This window comes from Actinomadura geliboluensis (assembly GCF_043197915.1).
GTDB lineage: Bacteria > Actinomycetota > Actinomycetes > Streptosporangiales > Streptosporangiaceae > Spirillospora > Spirillospora geliboluensis.
The window spans coordinates 702,390-721,105 of record NZ_JBICUA010000003.1; the positions used below are offsets into that span (position 1 = coordinate 702,390).

An 18,716-nucleotide genomic window follows, 5' to 3' on the forward strand; every position below is an offset into this window, starting at 1 on the left:
GCCCCCGTCAGTACTCGGGCAGCGTGGTGAGCACGTGCGGGCGCGGCGAGGACTTGCGCGCCGACGGCTCGCCGCTGCCGGCCGAGCGCAGCACCTCCCCGGCGCCGAGCACCGCCGCGTCGCCGGTGTCGTCGCCGAGCCGCGCCTCCAGCCCGGTCCGCTCCCGGATCATCCGCTCCAGGCCGGGCAGCCGCGCGCAGCCGCCGGTGAGCGTGATGCCGACGCTCACCAGGTCGCCGGAGATCTCGGGGGAGCAGCCGGTGAGGCCGGCCCGGATCGCGTCCACGATCTCCGTCACCGGCCCGCTGATCGCGCGGCCGATGTCCAGCGTGGTGAGGACGACCTCGCGCGGCATCCCGGTGGTGATGTCGCGGCCGGTCACGACCGTCTGGCGGACCGGCCGGCGGCCGAGCGGCGGCACCGCCCCGACCTCCAGCTTCGCCCGCTCGGCGGCGGACTCCGACAGCGCCACGCCGTGCTCGCGCCGGACCATCGCGACGATCGCGCGGTCCAGCGAGGAGCCGCCGACGCGGGCGGTGTGCGAGGTGACGAGGCCGCCGAAGGCGATGACGCCGGTGTCGGTGACGTCCGCGCCGACGCAGGCGATGACGGCGATCTCGGGCCGCGTGGACGAGGTCATGCCCATCCCGATCGCGGCGGCGATGGGCGTCGGCACGAGCGTGAGGCGCCGCGCGCCGGCCTGGTAGGCGGAGAACTGCAGGGCCCGGTAGTGCACGGAGGTCATCCCGCTCGGCACCGTGACGACGAGCCGGGGGCGGGCGGTGTAGTGGCGGCGGTGGTGCCGGCGGACGAGGTGCCGCATCAGGTACTCGGCCTCGTCGGTCTCGGTCGGCGCGCCCGCCCGGATCGGCCGGACGAGCGTGACGTCGGGGTTGCGCCCGGCCATCTCCCGCGCGGGCCGTCCCAGCGCGAGGATGTGCCCGGTGTCCCGGGACCGGGCGAGCACGGACGGCTCGCGGCACACCACGCCGCGGTCCCGCACGTGCATGCGCACGGTGTCGCTGCCCAGGTCGATAGCGGTGTCACGGCCCGCGAAGTCCCACATCGCGTCCCTCCCAATCGCCCCGAAAGTCGCAAGAGTCTTGTTGATGCCCTTGCGACCTGCGGCGATGCCCACGGGCGGGTAAGCGAATCGCAACGACCCGGTGATCACCGATCCGGCATGTCCGGAACGTCGGACGCGGCGCGGTGCCCGTCCGGCGCGCGGCGCCGGGCGGGCACCAAGAGTTCCTGTGGGAACGATCAGGTGGGAACGATTAGGCGGGCACCGCGTCCGGGCGGGGCGCGGCGCGCCGCGCCGTCCAGCCGCGCCGCGCGCGGACCGCCCCGGCCGCGCGGCAGACCGCGTACAGCGCGAACGAGATCGTCGTCACGTACGGGCTGACGGGGATGCTGGAGCCGATCGACAGCAGGATCCCGCCCACTACCGACACGGTCGCGAACACCGTGCTCAGGACCGGCACGAGCACCGGGGACGCGGTGACCCGCACCGCCGCCGCGGCCGGGGTGCAGAGCAGCGCGAGCACCAGCAGCGCCCCGACCACCTGCACGGACACCGCGACCGCGAGCCCGAGCACGAGCGTGAACGCCAGCGCGAGCGCCCGCACCGGGACGCCCCGCGCCGCCGCCACGTCCGGATCGAGGCTGGCGAACGCCAGCGGCCGCCACATGAGGGCGAGGCACACCAGCACCACCGCCGACGTGCCGAGCAGCCACGACAGGTGCGGCGTGTCGATCGCGACGATCTGCCCGGTGAGCAGGCCGAACTTGTTGGCCGACCGGCCCTTGTACAAGGAGAGGAAGAGCACGCCGAGCCCCAGCCCGAACGGCATCAGCACGCCGATGACCGAGCCGCGGTCGCGCGCCTTCGCGCCGAGCAGCCCGATCAGCGCGGCCGCGGCCAGCGCGCCGACGACCGAGCCGCCCGCGACACTGAGGCCGAGCAGCAGCGCGCCCGCCGCCCCCGCGAACGACAGCTCGCTGATGCCGTGCACGGCGAACGGGAGGTCGCGCATGATGACGAACGTCCCGGCGAGCCCGCCGACGAGCCCGAGCACGGCGCCCGCGATGAGCGAGTTGCGGACGAGCCCGAGCAGCGCCCCGTAGTCCTCGAAGTTGAAGATCTCGTGCCAGATCTCGTGCCAGCTCACGCCGCCTCACCCAGCTCCAGCACCCGGTCGGCGAACGGCGCGACGGGCTCGACCTCGTGCGTGACGAACACGACCGCCGTGCCGTGCTCGCGCCGCCGCCGCTCGACCAGCTCGGCGACGATCCGCTGGTGCTCGGCGTCCAGCGACGCGAGGGGCTCGTCGCACAGCAGGATGCGCGGGCCGGTCGCCAGCGCCTGCGCGATCCGGACCCGCTGCAGCTCGCCGCCCGACAGCAGGTCGAGCGGGACGTCCGCGTAGGCCGCGGCGCCCACGTCGCGCAGGGCGTCCTCGACCCGGCGGCGCGTCTCCCGGGGGCGGCGCCGGGGCCCCCACGTGTGCCCGTCGATGCCGAACCGCACCAGGTCGCGGGCCCGCAGCGGGGTGTGCGGCGGGACGGCCCGGTGCTGCGGGACGTAGCCGACGAGGTCGCTGCCCCGGCGCGGCGGGCGGCCCCGCACGGTGACCGTCCCCGCCGTCAGCCGCTGCAGCCCGAGCAGCACCCGCAGCAGGCTGGTCTTGCCCGACCCGTTGTGCCCGAGGACGACGAGGAACTCGCCCTCCGCCACGTCGAGGTCCAGTCCCTTCCACACCGTCCGCTCCCCGTAGGAGAGGGCGGCGCCGCGCATGGCGATCACGACAGCGCCTTCCCCAGCGCGGCGATGTTGCCGTCCATCCAGGTGATGTAGTCGGTGCCCTCGGGCAGCGTCTCGGTGACCGGCACGACGGGCACGCCGCTCTCCTCGGTGGTCTTCTCGACCTGCTCGGTCTGCGGCCCGCTGGTCTGGGAGTTGTAGACGAGCGCCTTCACCTTCTTGCCGGTGAGCAGCGCGAGGATGTCGCGCATGGCGCGGGGCGGGACGTCGCCCTCCTCCTCGACCGCCTCGCTGAACTCCTCGGGCGTCCGGTTCTCCAGCCCGGCCGCCTCCAGCAGGTAGACGGGGACGGGCTCGGTGATGGCGACGCCGTCGCCCGCGTGCGCGGCCTTGAGCGCGGCCACCTTCTCTTCGAGCGTCTTCAGCTTGGCCTTGAAGGCGCCGGCGTTCGCGGTGTACGTCTTCGCGCCGTCCGGGTCGGCCTTGGCGAGCGCGGCGGAGAGCCGGTCGGCGAGCCGGCCGACGGACGGCAGGTCGTACCAGACGTGCTCGTTCAGCTCCTCGCCCGCCGGCGCGGTCCGCCCGGAGACCTCCACGGCGTTGAGCACGGTGGCCTTGGACGCCGCGCCCTTGAGCAGCGTGTCCATGAAGTCGTCGTAGCCGCCGCCGTTCTCGATGACGACCCCGGCCTTGGACAGGGCGAGCCGGGTGCGCGTCCCGGCCTCGAACGAGTGCGGGTCCTGCGCGGGGTCGGTGATGAACGACGTCACCGACACCTTGTCGCCGCCGATCTGCCGGGCGATGTCGCCGTAGACGTTCGTCGAGGCCACGACGGGCACCGCGGCGTCCTTCTCCTCGGTCGCCCCGGCGTCCGGCGACGATCCGCAGCCGGCCGCCAGCAGCGCCGAGACGGTGAGGAGGGCGCCCGCCCCGGTGACGCGGGCACGCAGGAGAGAGGTCATGAGAGGCTCCCGAGAATGAAAACGGTTTTCAGTGCAACTTAGCATGATCTGCCGCGTTCGCCGGACCGCACGATGGTCCGGCCGAGCCTGTGAACGAGATGGGGGAATGGCAACGTCACCTGCGTCGAGCAGGTGACGGCATGAGCGGAGACCCCGGCGTGAGCGCGGGTGACATCGTCCCGGCTGGCGGGAGTGGGGCAGGGTTCGCGGATCTCGCCGCCGAGTACGGCGCGGCGGTCGCGTTCGACCTGCTCTTGCGGCGCTACATCGGGCCGCGTCCCGCGCTGGGCGAGGAGGGCGGCCCCGTCGCCTTCCGGAGGGGCCGCTTCAGGTCCGGCACCGCCGCCGCGGCGTCCGCTGCGGCGGTGCCGGTCGTGCGTTCGGTCAGAGCTGTCTGCCGGACACGGCCGGCAGGTAGTCGTAGGGACCCGTGTACTTCGCCCAGACGCGGTGCTGGTAGAAGGGGTGCCGCTTTGCGGGCGCGGTGGAGGCCGGTTGTATGCGCGGCCTCGGTTCAGGCTTTGTCTTGTCCGACGGTGTGTCGCTTCGCGGAGCCTGTGCCGCGGGATCGTCCGGCTTCTGTGCGGGGCGGCCGGGTGGAGCGGCCTTGTCCGCCGGGATGTGTCCGGGGGCGGTGAGCGGGGGATTCTTGGGTGAATTAGGAACTGTGTCGGATGGTGGCGGAATTTGGGGGGTCCGCCCCTTATCTGGCGGCTGATCCGCGCGCTTCTCCGCGCTCATCCGGTCGATCTTCTCGACCAGCTCCCGCACCGAGGCCGGGAACTCCTTGTAGGCCGGGGCGCCCGGCCGGACCGCGCCGGCGAACTGCCCCTTGCGCCGCTTGCCGATCTTGTCGATGCGGACCCGCGCGCCGGAGTGCGGCGCGTGCAGGAACCTGCCGCGTCCGACGAAGAGGCCGACATGGCTGCGGCCGTGGAAGAAGACGAGGTCGCCCGGCTCGAGGTCGCCGTACTTCACCTTGCGGTCGACCTGGCGGTACTGGGCGTAGGTGACGCGCGGGATCTTCACGCCCGCCTTGCGCCACGCCGCCATCGCGAGGCCGGAGCAGTCATAGCCGCCGGGCCCGTCGGCGCCCCACCGGTAGGGCTTGCCGATCTGCTTGCGGGCGAACCGGAGCGCCTTCCCGGCCTTGGACCGCTGGGACGCCACGCGCGTCCGGTACCGGTCGTACGCCTTCACCTTCGCCAGCGTGGCGGAGTCCAGGTGCAGGCTCCGCAGCACCGCCGGGTTGATCGCCGCCGGCGCGGGCGCGCTCAGCGGTACCGCCAGCGCGGCTCCGGTCACCGTCGCGACGACGGCCGCCCGGAGCGTCCCCCGTTTTCGGCCGGCCGCCGGCCGGGTGCCGCCGGTATGGCCGCCGAATGCTCCGCTTCCGGCCGCGTCATGATGTGAATGGCGTGCGATGGACATCGCTGTTCTCTCCGTTCCCCATTGCCGGGTATCGCGTCGGCAGGTGATCACCATCCTGCCGAGAGTTCGGGTACCCGTTGATCGCCGGGGAATTGAGCGAACCGGCCGATTTTACATGATCATGGTGCGGAATTAGCTGCGTTCTTCAGTGTCTTTGATCAAGCGGTCAGATGGGCGAGCGAGGTCAGCGGAACGGGCAGCCAGGCCGGCCGGTTCCGCGCCTCATAGCGCACCTCGTAGACGGCCTTCTCGAATTCGAACGCGTGCATCAGCACCGAATGCGCGGCCGGGTCGGCGCCGCCCGCCGCCGCGTAGCCGCGGCAGAACGCGGCGCGGTTGCGCGCCGCCCACGCGTGCGCCCGGGTCTCCAGGTGCGGCCCCGACTCGGTCGGCACCGTGCCGGCCTTGGTGATGAGGAACCGCGCCGCGTACTCGAACGAGCGCAGCATCCCGGCGACGTCGCGCAGCGGGTGCGCGAGGGCCCGCCGCTCGCTCTGCGTGCGGGCCGGCTCGCCCTCGAAGTCCAGCAGCGCCCAGCCCGACTCGGTGCGCAGCACCTGGCCGAGGTGGTAGTCGCCGTGCACGCGCTGGACGGCCAGCGGCGCCGCCCGCGCGGCCAGGTCCAGGAACGCCCCGGTGAGCGCCTTGGCGTGCGGCGCGAGGCCGGGCACCGCCCGGCAGGTGGCGGTCAGCTCGGCGTTCATCCGGGCGGCCAACGCGCGCACCTCGGCGGCCGGGACGGTCGTCACGCCGAACGCGTCGGCGAGCGCCCGGTGCACCTGCGCCGTGGCCGCGCCGAGCCGCTCGGCCTCGGCCGCGAAGTCGCCGCCCGCGACGGCGGCGTCCAGCTCCGCCCACTCATCGCCGGACGGCAGCGGGTAGGCGAACCAGTCGCGGACGCTCGCGATCGCCAGGCTCCAGCCGTCCGCGCCGGTGTGCAGGTAGTCCGACAGCAGCGCGAGCGTGACCGGCTCCTCGCCGGCCTCGCCGGCGTCCAGTTCGATCCAGCCGTGCACCGCCGGGACGTGCGCGCAGCCCTGGCGGGTGAGCGCGAGGTTGACCTCCAGGTCGAGGTTCACGCCCTGGCTGAGCCGGCGGAACAGCTTGCAGATGTAGGCGTCCCCGAACAGCAGCGAGGTGTTGCTCTGCTCGGCGGTGATGGGCAGGCTCGCCAGGTCCGTCCGGATGCGGGCGCCGCCGGCGTGGTGGAAGCGCAGCGGCCCGATCGACGCCCCGTCCGCCAGCGCGGCCAGCAGCGTCCGGGTCAGGTCCGGGTCGTGGGCGGCGTCGTACGTGCGCGCCCTCGTGCCGCCTGCGCCGCCCGCGCCGCCCGCGTCCCGCCCGATCTCCACGTGGCGGAGCCGGTCGGGGAGTTCGCGGCGGACGCCGAGGAGGAGCTGGTAGTGGTCGGTGGTGCCGTTCTGGCGGACGTCGAGGACGAGGTGGTGCAGGGCGGGGTCGCCGGTGCGCAGTTCGGTGGCGGTGCCGATGGACAGCTCGTCGATGGGGCCGTCCTTGCCGCCGAACCAGCGCTGCCGGGGCAGCCACTCCGCGAGGTCCCGGGTCAGCTCCGCTCGGGGTGGCAGCATGTCAGACGGTCCTTCCCGCGCCCACGATCCGGTCCCGGCCGGCGTCGTCCGGTGGGAGCAGCTGGAACCAGTAGAAGCCGTGCCCCGGGAGCGTCAGCAGGTACGGGAGCTCCCCGATGGCGGGGAACTGGACGCCGCCCATGCACTCGACGGGGGAGTAGCCCTCGAAGCGCCGCATGTCCAGTTCGACCGGCTGCGGGAAGCGGGACAGGTTGCTGACGCACAGGACGGTGTCCATCTCGCCCCACGGGCTCTCGTCCTCGGTGATCTCGCGGGTGAAGGCGAGGACGGAGGGGTTGGAGGCGGAGAGTTCGACGTAGGAGCCGACGCCGAAGACGGGGTGGCGCTGCCGGATCTCGATCATTTTGCGGGTCCAGTGCAGCAGTGAGCCGGGGTTGTTGGCCTGTGCTTCGACGTTGACGGCCTGGTAGCCGTAGATGGGGTCCATGATGACGGGCAGGTAGAGGCGGGCGGGGTCGCAGTGGGAGAAGCCGGCGTTGCGGTCGGGGGTCCATTGCATGGGGGTGCGGACGGCGTCGCGGTCGCCGAGCCAGATGTTGTCGCCCATGCCGATCTCGTCGCCGTAGTACAGGACGGGGGAGCCGGGGAGGGAGAGCAGGAGGGCGGTGAAGAGTTCGAGTTGGTTGCGGTCGTTGTCCAGGAGGGGGGCCAGGCGGCGGCGGATGCCGATGTTGGCTTTCATGCGGGGGTCTTTGGCGTATTCGGTGTACATGTAGTCGCGTTCTTCGTCGGTGACCATCTCCAGGGTGAGTTCGTCGTGGTTGCGCAGGAAGATTCCCCATTGGCAGGATTCGGGGATCTTGGGGGTCTGGGCCATGATCTCGGAGATGGGGTAGCGCTGTTCGCGGCGGACGGCCATGAAGATGCGGGGCATGACGGGGAAGTGGAAGGCCATGTGGCATTCGTCGCCGCCGGCGGCGGGGTCGCCGAAGTACTCCACGACGTCGGCGGGCCATTGGTTGGCTTCGGCGAGCAGGACGCGGTCGGGGTAGAGGCGGTCGACTTCGGCGCGGACGCGTTTGAGGTAGGCGTGGGTTTCGGGGAGGTTCTCGCAGTTGGTGCCCTCGCGGGCGTACAGGTAGGGGACGGCGTCCAGGCGGAAGCCGTCGATGCCCAGGTCGAGCCAGAAGCGCAGGTTCTCCAGCATGGCGTCCTGGACGTCGGGGTTGTCGTAGTTGAGGTCGGGCTGGTGGGAGAAGAAGCGGTGCCAGTAGTACTGGCCGCGGACGGGGTCGTAGGTCCAGTTGGAGGACTCGGTGTCGACGAAGATGATGCGGGCGTCGGGGTAGCCGGTGTCGTCGTCGGCCCACATGTAGAAGTCCCCGAAGGGTCCGTCGGGGTCGGTGCGGGACGCCTGGAACCAGGGGTGCTGGTCGGAGGTGTGGTTCATCACCAGGTCCGCGATCACCCGGATACCGCGCGCATGGGCCTGCTCGATGAGCTCGACGAAATCGCCGAGTTCTCCGAAGTCCGGCAGGATGCTGGTGTAGTTCGCGATGTCGTAGCCGCCGTCCTTGAGCGGTGACTGGTAGATGGGCAGCAGCCACAGGCAGTCGATGCCGAGCCATTGCAGATGGTCGAGTTTGGAGATCAGGCCGCGCAGATCGCCGTAGCCGTCATTGTTGGAATCGGCGAATCCCCGCACCGACACCTCGTAGAACACCGCCGTCTTGAACCAGTGGGGCGTGCGCGGCGTGCTCTCGTCGAACGGGTCGGGGACCGCCCCCGCGGCTGGCGCCGATCCCCCCGCGATCCCGCCGGCCGGCCGGGCGCGGCCGGCCTCTCCGGCGGTGCGCGGACCGCCGCCCGCGCCGGGTCCCGTGTCCACCTCTGGGGCGGTGACCTGGTCGGACGTGCTGCGGGCGGAATCGTTCGGCTGGCCGTGCATGGGTCACCCCGGGTGTGTTGGAGACATCTAGATCAGCAATGCCCGCCACCGGCGCGGGGGACGTTCAGGACAGGCAACCATCCGTAAAAGATTCCGTACGGAGCGTGACCGATGCGGCGGTTTCGGTTGCCCGCCGGCCCGTCCGCCGGACGCGCGGAGGCACCGTTCGGGGCGGATCGCCCGGCTGTCGAACACTTGCCGCGCGACGGTTGTGTCATGTCCGTGTTTTTAGGTTCGTCGCTTTTTCTGTCGCAGGCCCCGGGTAGGTCGTTTCCAAGCTCAGAACCCGCCCCCACCGGCGGGTTCTGATCCGTTCGGACGGTTTTCCGTCCAAAGCGATCGGAGGGACAGTGGAGCGCTGGGAGAAGTCGCCATCGGTCGTACCGACACGCGATTCGCTCGTGGCGCGGCTGCGCGTTCGCTTCGCCGACATCCCGGCTGAGAACGTGCGCCGCTGCGTCGACGACCTGTGGTGCTGCTGCACCCATCTCGGGGTGCGGCCCGAGGAAGGGACCATCGAACGCCTCGCCGCGTCCCGGCTGACCGGTGTCGTGCGGGGCGGCCGGCCGCCCTATCCGGACGGCCGGACGGTGTCCAGACCGCCCGGCTCCTCCCTGACCGCCCCGCACCGGCCCGCGCCCGCGGCCGCCAGAACCCCGATCGGGATGTGACGCATGAAGGACACGACCGTGCCGGGCCTGGGCATCGACACCCGGCGAGGGTTCATCGTGCTCAGCCTGCCCGCGCAGATCAGCTGGCAGAACTACGCGGGCGTCCGGGAGGGGGTGAGCAGGGCCCTGTCCATGGCCGCCGGCGGCCGGGCGCACGGGCGGCGGCGTACGGGGGTCGTCGTCGACTTCGGCGACACCGTGCTGCTGGACGCGGCCGGGCTGGTCCTGCTGGCCCGCGCCGAGACGCGCGCGCAGCTGCTCGGCTGCCCGCTGCGGGCCGTGGTGCCCGCCCTGTCCGCGCACGTGCGGCGGGCGCTGCACCTCACCGGGCTGGCGCAGCTCGTCCCGGTGTTCCCGGACGTCGCGTCGGCGACCGGCGCGCCCGTCCCGCCCGCGCCGGCGGGCGACGTCGACACCACGCACGTGCTCGACGCCATCCGCGCGCTGCATCCGGGGGACGCCGGGCTGACGCCGACGCCGCCCGCGCCGTCCGAGCTGATGATCACCACGACGGAGGCCGGGGACGGCGACCACACGGTCGTCCACCTGTCCGGCGTGCTGGACGAGGTGACGGTGCCCCGGCTCGGGGAGACGCTGACGACGCTGGTCGAGGGCAACCTGCGGCACCTCATGGTGCGGATGCACGAGCGTCTCGGCATCCGCTGCGACCCGCTGCCGATCCTGCTCGGCATCCGCTGGCGCGTCGCCGCCGAGGGCGGCTGCCTGGCGCTGCCCGCGCTGCCGGCCCGGCTCCGCGAGATCATCGACCGGGAGGGGCTCGGCTCGGTGTTCACCGGCTGCCGCTCCATCGAGGACCGCCTGCTCGGCGGCGCCGGGCCGGCCTGACGGCTCAGCTGCCGCCCGTCCGGCGCCGGCTCCGGGACGGCCGGGACGATTCGGGCCGCGGCGAACTCCGGCGCGACCTCGCGGTCGTCCCGTCCGCCCCGGCCATGCTCCCGTCCGACCGGCTCCCACTGGCCCGCACACGTCCGCCGTTCCGCTGGAACGTCAGGATGTGTGCGGGCTTCTCGCGCGGGTCGAGCCGCACGTAGTTGGATTTGGTCCAGGTGTAGGTGGCGCCGTCGAGTTGGTCGGTGACGGTGTGGGTGTGGTGGGGGTCGTCGGGGAGGCCGAGGGCGGGCAGGTCGAGGTGGACGGTGGCTTCGCGGGGTTGGTGGGGGTTGAGGTTGACGATGGTGAGGATGACGTCGTCGAGGTGGCGTTTGGAGAAGGCGAGGAGTTCGGGTTGGTCGATGTGGTGGAAGTGGAGGTTGCGGAGTTGCTGGAGGGCGGGGTGGGTGTTGCGGAGGGTGTTGAGGCGGGTGATGAGGGGGGCGATGGTGGTGGCGGTGCGGTCGGCGGCTTCCCAGTCGCGGGGGCGGTACTGGTATTTCTCCGAATCGCGGTATTCCTCGCTGCCGGGGCGGACGGGGGTGTTCTCGCAGAGTTCGTAGCCGGCGTAGATGCCCCAGGTGGGGGACAGCAGGGCGGCGAGGACGGCGCGGATTTCGAAGGCGGGGCGGCCGCCGTGCTGGAGGTATTCGTTGAGGATGTCGGGGGTGTTGGTGAACAGGTTGGGGCGCATGTAGGCGGCGGCGGGGCCGGTGAGTTCTTGGAGGTAGGCGGTGAGTTCGTCGGCGGCGTTGCGCCAGGTGAAGTAGGTGTAGGACTGGTGGAACCCGATTTTGGCGAGGGTGTGCATCATGGCGGGGCGGGTGAAGGCTTCGGCGAGGAACAGCACGTCGGGGTCGGTGGTGTGGATGTCGGCCAGGAGCCGTTCCCAGAACGCGGCGGGTTTGGTGTGGGGGTTGTCGACGCGGAAGATGCGGACGCCGTGGTCCATCCAGTGGTGCAGGACGCGTTTGACTTCGGTGTAGAGGCCGTCGGGGTCGGTGTCGAAGTCCAGGGGGTAGATGTCCTGGTATTTCTTGGGCGGGTTCTCGGCGTAGGCGATGGTGCCGTCGGCGCGGTGGGTGAACCATTCGGGGTGCTGGCGGACCCAGGGGTGGTCGGGGGAGCACTGCAGCGCCAGGTCGAGGGCGACTTCGAGGCCGTGGTCGCCGGCGTAGGCGACGAAGGCGTCGAAGTCGGCCAGTGTTCCCAGGTCGGGGTGGACGGCGTCGTGGCCGCCGTCGGGTGACCCGATCGCCCAGGGGGAGCCGGGGTCGTAGGGGCCGGCGTCCAGGGTGTTGTTGGGGCCTTTGCGGAATGTGGTCCCGATCGGGTGGATCGGTGGGAGGTAGACGACGTCGAAGCCCATGTCGGCGATCGCGGGGAGCCGTTTCATCGCGGTGCGGAACGTCCCGGAGGTCGGGCCGCGGCGTCCCATCGGGTCGAAGGTCGCGCCTTCGGAGCGGGGGAAGAACTCGTACCAGGCTCCGTAGAGGGCGCGTTGGCGGTGGACGACCAGGGGGTACCAGTCCGACACCGTCAACAGATCCCGCAGCGGGTGGCGCCGCACCACGTCCAGCACGGTCGGTTCCCCCGCGGCGGCGAGACGTTCGAGCGCGTCCACGTCCTCGTCCACCAGCAGGCGCGTGAGCCGGGTCAGGACGCGCCTGTCCTTAGCGGGGACCTCGCGCGCGGCGCGGGTGAACAGCGCCGCGCCCTCGGTGAGCATGAGCTCGACGTCCTGGCCGCGGGGCACCTTGATCTGCGCGTCGTGCCACCAGTGCGCGATCGGGTCGCCCCACGCCTCCACCCGGAACGACCACGACCCCAGCTCCGTCGGCGTCACCAGCGCCGACCACCGGTCCAGCCCCGCGCCGACCTCGGCCATCCGCTCACCGGGCAGCTCCTCGCCGTCCGGCGTGCGCAGCACCACCGCCGCGCCCAGCCGCTCGTGCCCCTCCCGGAACACCGTCGCCGACACCTCGACCGTCTCGCCAACCACGGCCTTCGCCGGCCACCGGCCGCAGCCCACCACCGGCGACACGTCCAGAATCGGAATGCGCCCGAGTTCGGCCTCCAGCTTCACCTGCATGTGCCCGCTCCCGCTCTCGGCGCCGTCCCTCCGGCGCCGGTCGCAGACATCCATGCCCCGTCCGCAACCTCCGGCCATCCCCGGCGCGACAAGATCATGCAAAGAACTGCCGTGCCGGGGGGAGCGGGCCGCGCGCGGCCCGGCCGGGACGTCAGCCGGCGGCGCGGATGACCGAGGCGACGCCGGCGCCGGTGGTGACGAGCCGCCGGTACTCCGGCTGCCGCAACTCCCCGCCCATGAACGGGTACGGGTTGCGGTGCACGGCCGGGCTCGGCTCCTCGCTGAGCGCGGCGAAGTGGATCTCGCGGGCGCCGGTCGCCGCGACGACCCGCGCGACGTTGCGGTCCGTGACGCCGCCGCCCGGCATCACGATGATGCGGTCGCCGGCGCGCTCGACCAGCTCGGCGATGAGCGGCGCGCCCTCCAGCACGCTCACGTCCTGCCCGGAGGTGAGGACGCGGGCGACGCCCAGGTCGATGAGCTCCTCCAGCGCGGCGAACGGGTCGGCGGCCATGTCGAACGCGCGGTGGAAGGTGACGGGCAGGCCGCCCGCCGCCGCGATGAGCCGCTCCGCCACCGGCCGGTCGATCCTCCCCTCCGGGGTCAGCGCGCCGATCACGATGCCGTCCGCGCCGGCCTCCCGGACGAGGGCCGTGTCGTGCTCCATCGCCGCGACCTCGTGCTCGTCGAAGATGAAGTCGCCGCCGCGCGGGCGGATGATGACGTGCACCTTGATCGACGACACGGCCGCGAGCGCGGCGCGGACCGTGCCCAGGGTCGGGGTGAGCCCTCCCTCGAACAGCGCCGCGCACAGCTCGACGCGGTGCGCGCCCGCCTGCTCGGCGGCGATGGCGCCGGCGACGCTGTCGATGCAGATCTCGTAGGTGAGGCTCACGAACGTCCTTCCCCGGTGGTGCGGATTTCGGTGGTGCGGATCTCGCCGACCGGGCGCCCGCCGCCGAGGACCGGGACGGCGCCGAGCGGGTCGGCCGGGCTGGTGTCGGCACCGAGCGCGGCGAGCGCGCGCAGCGCGATGGCGGTGGTGGCGCGGGGGCTGCCGTCGATGACCTTCACCGCGACGGCGCGGCCGTCGGCGGTCGCGGCGATGAACACGCCCTCGGCGCCGCCCTTGGCGACGGTGCCGGGCAGCGCCCGCATGAACTCGGTGTTGGCGTGCCCCGTCCCGCCGACGTACTCGGGGTGGGCGCGCATCGCGTCCGCGACCGGGCGGGAGCCTTCGGACAGCACGAGCGAGCGCGCGGCGCGGGCCAGGCCGGCCAGGGTCAGCCCGAACAGCGGCGCGCCGCAGCCGTCGATCGCGACGGGCGCCGGCTCCTCGCCGGACGCGTCCGCCATGGCCTGCCGCACCATCAGCTGCAGCGGGTGCGACGGGTCGAGGTAGGCGTCGACCGGCCAGCCGTTCGCGGCGCACGCGGCGAGCATGGCGGCGTGCTTGCCGGAGCAGTTCATCCGCACCCGCGACTCGCCCTCGCCGGCCCGGATGAGCGCCGCCTTCGCCGGCTCGTCCTCCGGCCAGGACGGCGGGCACCGCAGGGCGTCCACGCCGAGGCCGGCGTCCGCGAGCATCGCCTCGACCGTCTTGACGTGGAAGTCCTCGCCGGTGTGGCTGCCCGCCGCGATCGCGAGGCGCTCCCCGGCGAGGGGTGCGCCGGCCCGCAGGCAGGCGAGCGCCTGGAACGGCTTCGTGGTGGAGCGCGGCAGGACGGTCTCGTCCGGGACGCCGCGCGCGTAGGCGAGCGAGCCGTCGGGGGCGAGCCCCGCGACGCTGCCGTAGTGGCGGCTCTCCACGAAGCCGTTCCGGACGACCTCGGCCAGCACTTCGTACATGACTTCCTTCGTTACGGTTGCGCCGCCGGGACGGTCTCCCGGACGGGGGCCCGGCCGGCGCGGGACGGGCGGTGGCGCTGCCGCGCCTCCAGCGTCCGCGCGAGCTTGGCCAGCGACGCGTTGATCACCAGGTAGATCAGCGCGATCACCAGGTAGGTCTGGATGAGCAGGTGGTTGTAGTTCGCGAGGACCTTGCCGCTGTAGAGCAGTTCGGCGTAGCTGACGACGTACCCGAGCGAGGTGTCCTTCAGCAGCCCGGCGGACTGGCTGACCAGCGACGGCAGCACCCGCCGCGCCGCCTGCGGCAGCACGATCAGCCGCATCGCCCGGCCGCGGGTCAGGCCGAGCGCGAGGCCCGCCTCCAGCTGGCCGCGCTCCACCGACCGGATCCCGGCCCGGAAGATCTCCGCGAACGCGGCGGCGTTGGACACCGACAGCGGCACGACGAGCTTCCAGAACAGCGGCAGGTCGACGCCGTACTTCGGCAGCGCGAACAGCACGATGTAGACCAGCAGCAGCGCCGGGATCGTCCGCACGATCTCGACGTAGGCGGCGGACGGGACGCGCAGCCACCGCGACGGCGAGACCCGGCCGAGCGCGAGCAGGATGCCCGCCGCCATGGCCAGCGCGATCGACACGGCCGCCGCGTACAGGGTGGAGCGCAGTCCCTCGAGGAGGTACCGCCACATGACCCATGTCCCGTACGGGCGCCACCGGTCGGCGGCGAGCTGGCCGTTGTCGGCGAACTGCCGCAGCGCGAGCGCGACCAGGACGGCGCCGCCCAGCAGCGTCAGCGCGGTGGTGATCCGGATGCGGCGGCGGGCGCGCGGCCCCGGCTCGTCGAACAGCAGCCGCGCGGAGTTCCCGGTGTCCGCGGTCTTCTTCATCGCAGGATCGCCAGCTTCCGTTCGAGGCCGCCGGTGACCAGCCCGAAGACCCCCGACAGCGCCATGTAGCCCAGGCCCGCCGTCACGAAGATCCAGATCGGCTGCGCCTCGGCGAGGTTCACCCGGTTCGCGGCCGCGGTCAGCTCCACCACGCCGACCGCCGCCGCGAGCGCGGTGTTCATCAGCGTCATGATCGCGATGTTGCCGAGCGGCTGGACGACCGTCCGCAGCGCCTGCGGGAGGACGACCAGCCGCAGCGACTGCACGAACGTCAGCCCGAGCGCGCGGGCGGCCTCGCCCTGCCCGGCCGGCACCGCGTTGATCCCGGACCGGATCGCCTCGGCCATGTACGCCCCCTGGTAGAGGGCGATGACGACGACCGAGGTGGTGAACAGCCCGGCGATCACCCCGATCTCGGGGAGCCCGAACACGGCGATGACCAGCCAGACCAGCAGCGGGATGTTCTGCAGGAGCTCGACGTAGGCCATCCCCGCGGCGCGGAGCACCCGCACCGGGCTCACCCGCATCGCGGCGACGAGGACGCCGGCGGCGAGCGCGCCGGCGAGCGCCAGCAGCGTCAGCTCGACGGTCAGCAGCAGCCCGTCGCCGAACTCCCCGAGGTGGTCGGTGATGACGTCCATGGGAGGAGGGGTTACTCCGAGCCCGGCGCGGAGCCGATCGCGGGCGGCTGCGGGGCGTCACCCTGGACGACCGTCCCGATCGAGTTCTTCCAGACCTTCGCCCACAGCCCGGACTCCTGGATCTTCTTGAGCCAGTCGTTGACGAACTGCTTCATCTGGGCGTCGCCGTGCTTGAGGCCGATGCCGTACGGGTCCTCGGTGAACGGCTCGCCCTGGATCTGGACGCTCGGGTCCTGCTTCGCGGTGGCGAGCAGCACGGCCTGGTCCTGGACGTAGGCGTCGCCGCGGCCCTGCTTGAGCGCCTGGACGCACTCGGGGTCGCTGCCGAACGTGACGATCTTCGCGTCCGGGGCGGCCTTCTTGATCGCCGGGATCGCCGGGGTGTTGGCGCCCGCGATGACCGTCTTGCCCTTCAGGTCGGCCGGGGTCTTGATGCCCGTCTCGTCCTTCTTGGTGGCGATGACGAGGCCGGAGCTGTAGTACGGCCCGGCGAACGCGACCTGCTTCGCGCGCTCCGGCGTGATGCTGTAGGTCTGGAAGACCACGTCCACGGTGCCGTTGGACAGCAGCGCCTCGCGCGTCTCCGACGCCGAGTTGACGATCTTCACGTTGGGCTTGCCGATGATGTACTTGGCGAGCAGCCGGCCGAAGTCGGCGTCCAGCCCCTCGACCTTCTTGGTCGCCGGGTTCTGCTGGGACAGCAGCGGCGCGTCCAGCGAGCCGCCCACGACCAGCTCCCCGCGCTGCTTGATCTTCTCCATGGTGGAGCCGGCCGGGATGTCGGCGGCGACCGGGGCGGAGGCGAGCAGGTCGTCGGTCTTGCCGCCGCCGGCGCCGGGCACGGCCGAGTCGGAGTCGCCGCCGGAGCAGGCCGCGAGGCCCGTCAGCGACAGCGCGGCGACCGCGGCCACCGCCGCCCGCCGCAGCCCCGCAGAGGAACGCACCATGATCATCAACCTTTCTCGGGTGGCGCGCCATGGGCGGCGCGCCGGGGGTGCCACTAGTGGCTGAGGACCTTGGCCAGGAAGTCCCGGGCCCGGTCGGTGGCGGGGGAGTCGAAGAAGGCGGCCGGGGTGCCGGACTCGACGACCTCGCCGTCCGCCATGAACACGACGCGGTCGGCGACCTTGCGCGCGAACCCCATCTCGTGGGTGACGACGACCATCGTCATGCCGTCGCGGGCGAGGCCCGTCATCACGTCGAGGACCTCGCCGACCATCTCGGGGTCGAGCGCGGAGGTCGGCTCGTCGAACAGCATCGCCTTCGGCCGCATCGCGAGCGCGCGGGCGATCGCGGCGCGCTGCTGCTGGCCGCCGGACAGCTGCGCGGGCAGCTTGTCCGCCTGCTCGCCGATGCCGACCCGGTCGAGCAGTTCGCGGCCGCGCCGCTCGGCCTCGGCGCGCGACAGCCCGCGCACCCGCGTGGGCGCGAGCGTCATGTTCTGCAGGACGGTCTTGTGCTGGAACAGGTTGAACGACTGGAACACCATGCCGACGTCCGCGCGCAGGCGGGCGAGGGCGCGCCCCTCGGCGGGCAGCTCCTCGCCGTCGATGCGGATCACGCCCTCGTCCGGCGTCTCCAGCCGGTTCAGGCACCGGCAGAGCGTGGACTTGCCCGACCCGGACGGGCCGATCACCACGACCACCTCGCCGCGCGCGACGTCGAGATCGACGTCGCGCAGCGCGGTGTGGCCGCCGAAGCGCTTGCTGAGCCCGCGCACCTCGATCATTCGGTCACCTACGATCCAACTTCCTTCGATATCGAAGCCAAGCGCGACGATAGATGTAAAAATCGACGTAAGTCAACACGTTGCTGTACCAAGTTCGCGCATGCTATCTATCTGGGGTGCGTAACAGAGGGGACGACGGACCGGCGGCGCTCGTGCGGCTGGTGGCGACCGGCCGGGCGGAGTCGCGGGCCGAGCTCGCCCGGCTGTCCGGGCTCGCCGCCTCCAGCGTCTCGCTGCGGGTCGAGCAGCTCATCGCGGCCGGCCTGTTCGCCGAGGAGGGCGCCGGGGCCTCGCGCGGGGGCCGGCGGCCCCGCCGCCTCCGGCTGGCCCGGGAGGCGGGCGTCCTGCTCGTCGCCGACCTCGGCGCGCACCACGCCCGGCTCGCCGCCGCCGACCTCGCCGGGACGCCGCTCGCGGTGTCCGACCTGCGCTGCGACATCGCCGCCGGGCCCGAGGCCACACTGACCCTGGTGGTGCGGAGCCTGCGCGCGCTGGCCCGCGAGCACGGGCTGGCGGACGTCCCGGTCCGCGGCATCGGCATCGGGCTGCCCGGCCCCGTCGACCCCGCGACCGGCCAGGTCGTCTCGCCGTCCCGGATGCCCGGCTGGAACGACTTCCCCGTCCGCGACCACGTCGCCGGGCAGACCGGGGTGCCCGTCCTGGTCGAGAACGACGCCAACCTCATGGCGGTCGGCGAGCACCGCCGGTCCTGGCCGTCCCTCGACAACCTCATGGTCATCAAGCTGGGCAGCGGCATCGGCTGCGGCGTCATCGTGGACGGCCGGCTGCACCGGGGCCGCGGCGCCGCGGGCGACATCAGCCACGTGCGGATCCTGTCGGAGGCGACGGTCGACTGCTCCTGCGGTCACCCCGACTGCCTGGAGGCCCACGCCAGCGGCGCGGCGCTCGCCGCGGCCCTCACCGCGCAGGGCATCGCCGTCGAGCACCCGTCGGAGATCGTGGACCTCGTCGCCGACGGCGTCCCGCAGGCGACCAGCGCCGTCCGCACCGCCGGCCGGCTCATCGGCGACGTGCTGACGGCGCTCGTGAACTTCTTCAACCCCGACGCGCTCGTCATCGGCGGCAGCCTGTCGAACGCCGAACCCCTCGTCGCCACCATCCGGGGCGTCATCTACGAGCGCTGCCTGCCGCTCGCCACCCGCAACCTGGAGATCGCCACCTCGCGCGCCGGCCGCGACGCCAGCGTCCTCGGCGCGGGCCGCCTCCTGCTCGGCACCGCCGACACCTGGATCGACCGCGTCCTCGAGCGCTAGCGGCGGCCGGTGAGGCCGGCCGGCGGGG

General features: G+C 72.6%; 17 protein-coding genes. 3 read left to right on the top strand and 14 right to left on the bottom strand.

Going from position 1 to position 18,716, the window contains the following annotated elements:
* Positions 1–7: 7 nt before the first annotated feature.
* From ACGFI1_RS13435 to treS, 7 genes are all read right to left on the bottom strand, one after another.
* On the bottom strand, positions 8–1,066 hold the full coding sequence (locus ACGFI1_RS13435) for a rod shape-determining protein (protein WP_386869365.1): 1,059 nt from the start codon (positions 1,064–1,066) through the stop codon (positions 8–10).
* A 211-nt stretch (positions 1,067–1,277) separates the two neighbouring features.
* Complete coding sequence (locus ACGFI1_RS13440; protein WP_138638414.1) at positions 1,278–2,171, bottom strand: metal ABC transporter permease; 894 nt, start codon at positions 2,169–2,171, stop codon at positions 1,278–1,280.
* Entirely contained in the window at positions 2,168–2,797 is a 630-nt protein-coding gene (locus tag ACGFI1_RS13445; protein ID WP_138638424.1) for a metal ABC transporter ATP-binding protein, read from the bottom strand. The genes ACGFI1_RS13440 and ACGFI1_RS13445 overlap by 4 nt, the downstream gene beginning before the upstream one ends.
* 5 nt (positions 2,798–2,802) lie before the next feature.
* Positions 2,803–3,726, bottom strand: a complete 924-nt coding sequence (locus tag ACGFI1_RS13450) for a metal ABC transporter solute-binding protein, Zn/Mn family (RefSeq protein WP_392785325.1) — start codon at positions 3,724–3,726, stop codon at positions 2,803–2,805.
* A gap of 384 nt (positions 3,727–4,110) precedes the next feature.
* Positions 4,111–5,031, bottom strand: a complete 921-nt coding sequence (locus tag ACGFI1_RS13455) for a C40 family peptidase (protein WP_392785327.1) — start codon at positions 5,029–5,031, stop codon at positions 4,111–4,113.
* A gap of 284 nt (positions 5,032–5,315) precedes the next feature.
* Positions 5,316–6,746, bottom strand: a complete 1,431-nt coding sequence (locus ACGFI1_RS13460) for a maltokinase N-terminal cap-like domain-containing protein (RefSeq protein WP_392785329.1) — start codon at positions 6,744–6,746, stop codon at positions 5,316–5,318.
* 1 nt (position 6,747) lies between these two features.
* Complete coding sequence (gene treS, locus ACGFI1_RS13465) at positions 6,748–8,655, bottom strand: maltose alpha-D-glucosyltransferase (protein ID WP_392785330.1); 1,908 nt, start codon at positions 8,653–8,655, stop codon at positions 6,748–6,750.
* A 401-nt stretch (positions 8,656–9,056) separates the two neighbouring features.
* On the opposite strand from treS, the gene ACGFI1_RS13470 reads away from it, so the two are divergent.
* Entirely contained in the window at positions 9,057–9,326 is a 270-nt protein-coding gene (locus ACGFI1_RS13470) for a hypothetical protein (protein ID WP_138641629.1), read from the top strand.
* A gap of 3 nt (positions 9,327–9,329) precedes the next feature.
* Entirely contained in the window at positions 9,330–10,172 is an 843-nt protein-coding gene (locus ACGFI1_RS13475; protein ID WP_386869353.1) for an STAS domain-containing protein, read from the top strand.
* A gap of 4 nt (positions 10,173–10,176) precedes the next feature.
* On the opposite strand, the gene ACGFI1_RS13480 is transcribed toward ACGFI1_RS13475, so the two are convergent.
* From ACGFI1_RS13480 to ACGFI1_RS13510, 7 genes are all read right to left on the bottom strand, one after another.
* A complete protein-coding gene (locus ACGFI1_RS13480; RefSeq protein ID WP_392785332.1) occupies positions 10,177–12,309 on the bottom strand; it encodes an alpha-1,4-glucan--maltose-1-phosphate maltosyltransferase in 2,133 nt (710 codons plus the stop codon).
* 151 nt (positions 12,310–12,460) lie between these two features.
* A complete protein-coding gene (locus ACGFI1_RS13485) occupies positions 12,461–13,204 on the bottom strand; it encodes a copper homeostasis protein CutC (RefSeq protein ID WP_392785334.1) in 744 nt (247 codons plus the stop codon).
* The gene (locus ACGFI1_RS13490; protein WP_392785336.1) at positions 13,201–14,157 is read right to left on the bottom strand and encodes an asparaginase; all 957 of its coding nucleotides are present in this window, start codon (positions 14,155–14,157) and stop codon (positions 13,201–13,203) included. The genes ACGFI1_RS13485 and ACGFI1_RS13490 overlap by 4 nt, the downstream gene beginning before the upstream one ends.
* 11 nt (positions 14,158–14,168) lie before the next feature.
* A complete protein-coding gene (locus ACGFI1_RS13495) occupies positions 14,169–15,044 on the bottom strand; it encodes an amino acid ABC transporter permease (protein WP_364554284.1) in 876 nt (291 codons plus the stop codon).
* Positions 15,041–15,685, bottom strand: a complete 645-nt coding sequence (locus ACGFI1_RS13500) for an amino acid ABC transporter permease (RefSeq protein WP_138635229.1) — start codon at positions 15,683–15,685, stop codon at positions 15,041–15,043. Before ACGFI1_RS13500 ends, ACGFI1_RS13495 begins: the two co-directional genes overlap by 4 nt.
* A gap of 11 nt (positions 15,686–15,696) precedes the next feature.
* Positions 15,697–16,632 carry a glutamate ABC transporter substrate-binding protein gene (locus tag ACGFI1_RS13505; RefSeq protein ID WP_364554285.1) on the bottom strand — a complete coding sequence of 312 codons (936 nt, stop codon included), beginning with the start codon at positions 16,630–16,632 and terminating at the stop codon, positions 15,697–15,699.
* A 53-nt stretch (positions 16,633–16,685) separates the two neighbouring features.
* Positions 16,686–17,414 (bottom strand): amino acid ABC transporter ATP-binding protein, encoded by a 729-nt coding sequence (locus ACGFI1_RS13510; protein ID WP_138635233.1) that lies wholly within the window; start codon positions 17,412–17,414, stop codon positions 16,686–16,688.
* A gap of 116 nt (positions 17,415–17,530) precedes the next feature.
* Between ACGFI1_RS13510 and ACGFI1_RS13515 the strand changes: the two genes are divergently transcribed.
* Positions 17,531–18,688, top strand: coding sequence for an ROK family protein (locus ACGFI1_RS13515; RefSeq protein WP_205719123.1), 1,158 nt, complete (start codon positions 17,531–17,533; stop codon positions 18,686–18,688).
* Positions 18,689–18,716: the final 28 nt, after the last annotated feature.

Bases quoted from the DNA above. Each gene is read 5' to 3' on its own strand.
- ACGFI1_RS13435 (WP_386869365.1), bottom strand. From the start codon at position 1,066: ATGTGGGACTTCGCGGGCCGTGACACCGCTATCGACCTGGGCAGCGAC.
- ACGFI1_RS13445 (WP_138638424.1), bottom strand. From the start codon at position 2,797: ATGCGCGGCGCCGCCCTCTCCTACGGGGAGCGGACGGTGTGGAAGGGA.
- ACGFI1_RS13450 (WP_392785325.1), bottom strand. From the start codon at position 3,726: ATGACCTCTCTCCTGCGTGCCCGCGTCACCGGGGCGGGCGCCCTCCTC.
- ACGFI1_RS13460 (WP_392785329.1), bottom strand. From the start codon at position 6,746: ATGCTGCCACCCCGAGCGGAGCTGACCCGGGACCTCGCGGAGTGGCTG.
- treS (WP_392785330.1), bottom strand. From the start codon at position 8,655: ATGCACGGCCAGCCGAACGATTCCGCCCGCAGCACGTCCGACCAGGTC.
- ACGFI1_RS13475 (WP_386869353.1), top strand. From the start codon at position 9,330: ATGAAGGACACGACCGTGCCGGGCCTGGGCATCGACACCCGGCGAGGG.
- ACGFI1_RS13480 (WP_392785332.1), bottom strand. From the start codon at position 12,309: ATGCAGGTGAAGCTGGAGGCCGAACTCGGGCGCATTCCGATTCTGGAC.
- ACGFI1_RS13490 (WP_392785336.1), bottom strand. From the start codon at position 14,157: ATGTACGAAGTGCTGGCCGAGGTCGTCCGGAACGGCTTCGTGGAGAGC.
- ACGFI1_RS13495 (WP_364554284.1), bottom strand. From the start codon at position 15,044: ATGAAGAAGACCGCGGACACCGGGAACTCCGCGCGGCTGCTGTTCGAC.
- ACGFI1_RS13500 (WP_138635229.1), bottom strand. From the start codon at position 15,685: ATGGACGTCATCACCGACCACCTCGGGGAGTTCGGCGACGGGCTGCTG.
- ACGFI1_RS13505 (WP_364554285.1), bottom strand. From the start codon at position 16,632: ATGGTGCGTTCCTCTGCGGGGCTGCGGCGGGCGGCGGTGGCCGCGGTC.
- ACGFI1_RS13510 (WP_138635233.1), bottom strand. From the start codon at position 17,414: ATGATCGAGGTGCGCGGGCTCAGCAAGCGCTTCGGCGGCCACACCGCG.